The organism is uncultured Streptococcus sp., from assembly GCF_938036805.1.
Classification (GTDB): Bacteria; Bacillota; Bacilli; order Lactobacillales; family Streptococcaceae; genus Streptococcus.
In genome coordinates this window covers 1-6138 of record NZ_CALHWC010000176.1, presented here as the reverse complement: position 1 = coordinate 6138, position 6138 = coordinate 1, and the positions used below count along the sequence as shown (strand labels likewise).

Annotated in this window: 5 protein-coding genes; 1 reads left to right on the top strand and 4 read right to left on the bottom strand. The window is 43.2% G+C overall.

The window, feature by feature from the left end:
- Positions 1 to 207 precede the first annotated feature (207 nt).
- Entirely contained in the window at positions 208 to 798 is a 591-nt protein-coding gene (rpoE, locus tag Q0191_RS07220; RefSeq protein ID WP_015604416.1) for a DNA-directed RNA polymerase subunit delta, read from the bottom strand.
- 257 nt (positions 799 to 1055) lie between these two features.
- On the opposite strand from rpoE, the gene Q0191_RS07215 reads away from it, so the two are divergent.
- Positions 1056 to 2021, top strand: a complete 966-nt coding sequence (locus Q0191_RS07215; RefSeq protein ID WP_297665155.1) for an aromatic acid exporter family protein — start codon at positions 1056 to 1058, stop codon at positions 2019 to 2021.
- A gap of 232 nt (positions 2022 to 2253) precedes the next feature.
- Here the strand turns inward: Q0191_RS07215 and Q0191_RS07210 are convergent, their stop codons facing one another.
- From Q0191_RS07210 to cysS, 3 genes are all read right to left on the bottom strand, one after another.
- Entirely contained in the window at positions 2254 to 4101 is a 1848-nt protein-coding gene (locus Q0191_RS07210; RefSeq protein WP_297665153.1) for an APC family permease, read from the bottom strand.
- Positions 4102 to 4389: 288 nt separating this feature from the next.
- The gene (locus Q0191_RS07205) at positions 4390 to 4782 is read right to left on the bottom strand and encodes a Mini-ribonuclease 3 (RefSeq protein ID WP_297665151.1); all 393 of its coding nucleotides are present in this window, start codon (positions 4780 to 4782) and stop codon (positions 4390 to 4392) included.
- Entirely contained in the window at positions 4775 to 6118 is a 1344-nt protein-coding gene (gene cysS, locus Q0191_RS07200; protein WP_297665158.1) for a cysteine--tRNA ligase, read from the bottom strand. Before cysS ends, Q0191_RS07205 begins: the two co-directional genes overlap by 8 nt.
- Positions 6119 to 6138: the final 20 nt, after the last annotated feature.

Sequence of the window (6138 nt, the reverse complement as noted above, 5' to 3'; positions counted from 1 at the left end):
TCCTTGAAGTTCATGTTATCTCCTTTTTCTTTGATAATATGATTCTACAAGAAAAACTCTTCTCTCAGGCATCCTGTCCCTATCCTGTCTATTTTATACCCTAACTGGTAATCAACGAAATTACTTATGACATCTCAGGGACTTTTTGGGACATGTTAGAACGTAAAAACAACCGCTTCTAAAATAAAAGCAGTTGTTTCTTGGATATTATTCTTCGTCTTCAACATCCTGATCATCGTCAGAATATTCATCGTCTTCTTCATTTAACTCAACTTCTTCGCCGAGATCATCTGGAGCTATTTCATTAATTTCAGCATCGTAGGCTTCAACCTCACTCTTTTCATCATCTGGATTATCTTCGTCATATGAAAGAGCTGGATCCTCTTCATAAGAGTCCTCATCTTCAGGATCATCATCGCTGTAATCAATCGCATCTTCGTCGCCATCCATAAAGGCATTAACACGTTTTTTCTTGCGTTTCTTAGGCTCATCTTCCTCGTCTGTTTCTTCCAAAGCGATGATTTCTTCATCGACTTCGTCAATCGCATACCAAGAACGAAGACCCCATTTATTGTCGCCAAGTGGGATGAAACTGCCATCTACATTCAGTTCTGTATAAAATAGAGGCAGTGCTTCTCGGATTTCGCTATTTGATTTCTCCAGATAATTTTGAATTTCATTAACAAGCTCATCGAAATACATTTCATGGTCACGCCCGCGCAATTCTAAGATGGCACGTGCTACCTCAATCATCGAAAGCTCACTTTTTTCTTGTCCTGCAAATACTTCTAATTCCAAAGTTATTCTCCTTAAGATTACACAGGCATTTAGCCAGGCATTTTTTTCGCTACTTTCTATTGTACGATAAATTTGCCGTCTAGTCAAAAAAATTTCACCTCGGCAACCCGACTTTTCAAGTCCAGCCTTCCTACTATGCTTTTGACCATCTATAAAACAGCACCTTCCTTCAATTTACACATTGACATATTTGTTCTCACAAGTCTTCGACTAATCATGATATAATAGAAAAAACTTTATTTAATAGAAAGAAGCTTATGCCTCTCCTCCAACGTACCATCAAACTAGCTCTTGCAACATGTCTTGCTGCGGCTCTAGCTGCTTTTTTAGGTCTAAGCAATGCTATATCAGCCGGTATCATTGCTATCCTCAGCGTTTCCGACACCCGCAGAAGCACTATCAAACTAGCCCGCAACCGCCTCTTGTCTACTATTTTAGCACTGGCCATTGGGAGCTTATCTTTCATCCTTCTAGGATTTAACCTTTGGAGCTTAGGGATTTATATCCTGCTCTACGTTCCCTTAGCTTATCTCTTCGGATGGGAAATAGGCATCACCCCCAGCACAGTTTTGGTCACTCATCTACTGCTGGCCCATTCTGTTTCTTGGTCTCTTTTAGCTAACGAAATGGCTGTCTTCCTTATCGGAACGGGCTTCGCTCTCCTAGCCAATCTTTATATGGCTTCGAACCAGCAAGACATTGATAACTATCGTATTCAAGTCGAAGAGCAACTGAAGAAAATTCTACTGCGTTTTGAATATTTCTTAAAAGCTGGAGACGGTCAAAACGATGCAACTCTAATCAAGGAACTGGATACTATCCTTCAAGAAGCCTTAGCACTGGTCTATCTGGACCATTCCAACCACCTCTTTCATCAGACCAACTACCATATTCATTATTTTGAAATGCGGCAGGCACAGAATCGCATTCTAGAAGACATGGCAGGAAATATCAATAATTGCCAATTGGCAGCCAGTGAGAGCTTGATTTTAGCACGTCTTTTCTCCAAGACAGCCCAACAGCTCAGTCAAGAAAATCCTGCTCACGAACTAGTTGAAGAAATCGAAACCTGCTTGGCTGTTTTTCGCGAACGCCCGCTCCCTAAGACTCGGCAAGAATTTGAAACTCGCGCTACACTTCTGCAACTTTTACGAGACTTGGAAACCTTTATTAAGATTAAAGTAGAATTTTATCAAAATTACCAAAATGTACAAGCAAGTTAGCTCTGCGCTATTTCTAATAAATAATAAGAGGAGGCTGGGACAAAAGTCCTAGCCTCTCAATTGTCTTTGGATTGTCGATCAAGACGCAGTGGTTGAGTGGGCTCTACTACGCTGATTTCATCAGCTTTTACAACCCTACTCAACTGTGCGGAGGTGGGACGACGAAATCGAATTCTAACGAATTACCGATTTCTGTCCCACTCTCTTTTTCTCATTAATCAAAGGCGATCGCTCATTCTTTTAAGTGATAAGAATAGCTTGCAACCACGACATCCTCATACCATTTCAGATAGTATTTCAATTTCAAACTCATCTGGTTATGCAGGACATTTTGCCATCTCTTTTTAGGTATAAACTGAGGTACTAGGACCGTCACTGTTCGGCCTTCTTTTTTGGCTCGCTTGGCCACTTTAATCACATACTGAACTGTCGGACTAATGATATTGCGGTAGCTAGTCGTGACTGTCTCAAAGCGAATATCTGGGAAGTAGTCAGCAAATTCCTCGGCGACTTCCGCATCTTTTTCAGCAGTTTCTGCTGTTGAAACGTGCATTGCCACGACTTCATCTCCGATACTGCGAGCATAGCTCATCGCTCCTACACTGACTCTGGTAACATTCCCGACTAGGACAATTACTGTATTACCCGTGTAGTTCTGACGCTCGATATGGTCATGCAATCTCAACTGTTTAGCGACTCTATTATAGTGCTGCTTGATAGACAAAAACAGCCAAGTCAAGACGATGATAATAGGAAAGAAAGGCCAAATATCTTGAAGACGGAACAAGAGCAAAATAAGGACAATCCCGTAACAAATGATCGCTCCAAGGATATTCGCAATCGAATGCTTCAAGAAATTATTTCCATATTTTTTCTTCCAATGGACAACCATACCGGTCTGGGAGAGAGCAAAGGGTACGAACACACCAATCGTGTACAGGGGAATCAAGCGTTCTGTATTTCCCTTAAAGATGAACAAAAGAGCAATGGCACCAAAAGCCAAAGTGAAAATGCCATTAGAATAGCTGAGCCGATCTCCTTTTTCCATGTACATATGTGGCATGTATTTATTCTTCGCCATATTGTAGGAGAGCATCGGAAAGGCTGAAAAGCCTGTATTGGCCGCCACTGCTAAGATCAAAGCAGTTGACAATTGGAAAACATAGAACAAGATACGACCAAGAGGAGAAGTCCCCAAAATTGCTTGCGCCATCTGAGCCAAGGTCGTCACACCTTTGACAGGCACGATGCCAATCCAATAATTCAAAAAGGTAATGCCCGCAAACATGATGCCTAGGATTAAAGCCATAATCGAGAGGGTAGCTGCGGCATTATGGGCTTTTGGTTTCTTGAAAAAGGGAACCGAATTGGAAATAGCTTCCACTCCTGTCAAGGAAGCAGAGCCGCTGGTGAAAGCACGAAGCAGTAAGATCAAACTTACTCCAGCAATCGGACTACCAATCCGCGCGGTTGCGTGATAGTCTAAATTTCCTGTCAGAATTTGCACAAAACCAAAACCAATCAACAATAAGGTGCTGACAATAAAAAGATAGACAGGAATCATCAAGGAAGTGGCAGATTCTTTTAATCCTCGGAGATTCATTAGCATCAACAAGAGAACTAGGAAAATGGAAATATGTAAATTGTAAGGATGTAAGACGGGAATTGCAGAGGTAATTGCGTCCGCTCCAGAAGCGACCGAAACGGCTACCGTCAACATGTAATCTATCAGTAAGCTTCCGCCAGCAATCAAACCTGCCGTTGGAGACAGGTTTTCTGTCGTCACCATATAAGCTCCTCCTCCTTGAGGGTAAGCATGGATAACCTGACGGTAAGAAATCGTTAAACTCGCTAATAAAACTAATACGACAATTCCTATGGGAAGTGACCACCAAATGGCACCAATAGAAATAGATGTCAAGACCAAAACAACCTGCTCTGGTCCATAAGCAATAGAAGATAAAGCGTCACTGGAGAGCATGGCCAAGGCTTGCATCTTGGTCAGTAAATGACCATCCTCGCCCTCTTTCCCAGATTTTAATGGGCGTCCAATAAAAAATCCTTTTAACTTGGAAAACATAAGTTCCTCCTTTAAAAACATGAGCCATTCTACTATTTTTCAGAAAACATGTCAATACTTTTCTAAAAATAAGTTTTCGTAAATTTCAGTCTCCTACTTTTTATCCAATAATATATTTAAAGTTTCAAATTTAATCTTCTACAAAATCTTCCAGTTTTTTTGGAAACAGCATGCTTATTTATAAAAAACGAGCTTTATGCCAAGCTCGTTTTTGATATTTAAATTTCTTAAATTTTAGTGATTGTTCATAAAAGAGTTCTGTCTCAGAATAAACAAGATGACAATGAATCAGAACGAAACCTCTATCTTCCGAATACACCAGTCAATCAGCTCCTCCAGTCGCTCAATAGATTCGGTCATATGCAGGTAGCCCATGACTGCCTCAAAGCCAGTAGACATACGGTAGGTGACGATGTCTGTATTCTTAGCCTTAGTGTGACTGTTGGCATTACGGCCGCGCTTGTAAATATCCTCTTCCTTCTCCGTCAGGATTCCTTCTTCCAGCATGAGAGAAATAAGATTGGCCTGAGCCTTGGCAGAAACGTACTTGGTCGCTTCCCTGTGCAGCTGATTAGGCTTGGTCAGCCCCTGAAAAATCAGGTGACGCCGGATATACATGGAGTAGACAGCATCTCCCTCAAAGGCAAGGGCAATGCCGTTAATCAGGTTGACATCAGTCACGGGTCCACCTCACTCCGTCCTTAGTATCCAAAAGCTTGATGCCCTGAGCGGCCAATTCATCCCGAATACGGTCTGCAGTCGCAAAGTCCCGATTAGCACGCGCTTCTTGGCGTTCCTCAATCAAGCGCTCAATGTCCGCGTCCAAGACTTCTTCTACAAAGACGATACCAAAAACTTCTAAGAGCTTGGCAAAAGCTTCCTTAACTTCTGCAGTGTAATTGCCAGAGTTGATCCACTTGGCGAGCTCGAAAACAACCGTGATACCGTTAGCCGCGTTGAAATCTTCGTCCATAGCGGCGGTGAACTTGTCTAGAAAGGCCTGAAGCTGAGCAGAATCTGCCTGACCAGTAAAAGGCTGCTCATAGGTGTTCTTCAAATACTTAAGATTGGTCGCTGCATCATGAACAGCTTTTTCCGTGAAATTGATTGGCTTACGATAATGCTGGGTCGCAAAGAAGAAACGCAACACCTGACCATCAATGGCCTTGAGGGCATCGTGAACGGTGATAAAATTGCCCAAGGACTTGGACATCTTGACGTCGTCGATGTTGACAAAGCCATTGTGCATCCAGTAGTTGGCAAAAGTCTGACCCGTCTTGGCCTCTGACTGGGCGATTTCATTGGTATGGTGAGGAAACTCCAAGTCTGCTCCTCCACCGTGGATATCAATGGTATCACCCAAAATTTCCGTCGACATAACCGAACACTCGATATGCCAGCCCGGACGACCTGCTCCCCAAGGACTATCCCAGGAAATCTCACCCGGCTTGGCCGCCTTCCAGAGAGCAAAGTCCACTGGATTTTCCTTACGAGAAGTCTCCTCATCTGTCCGACCAGAAGCACCCAACTCCAAGTCTGCCAAGGTTTTATTGGCTAGCTTGGCATAATTGTGAGACTTTTCGACGCGGAAATAGACATCGCCCTCTGACTCATAGGCGTAGCCTTTGTCAATCAAGTCCTCCACAAAGCGGATGATGTCTTCCATAAACTCTACCACCCTTGGATGGCGAGTCGCAGGCTTGACACCCAAGGCCGTCACATCCTCACGAAAGGCAGCGATGTACTTGTCCGCAACCTCCTGAGGTGTGATGCCTTCTTCCTTGGCACGGTTGATAATCTTATCATCTACATCTGTAAAATTGGAAATATAGTTGACCTCAAATCCCCGATACTCAAAATAGCGACGAACCGTGTCAAAAGCTACTGTTGAGCGGGCATTGCCGACATGGATATAGTTATAAACCGTCGGACCACAGACATACATGCGAACCTTGCCCTCTTCAATGGGCACAAATTCACGCAGGCTGCGGGTCATGGTGTCGTAAATTTTAATCATGCGGTCCACTCCCTTCTCTA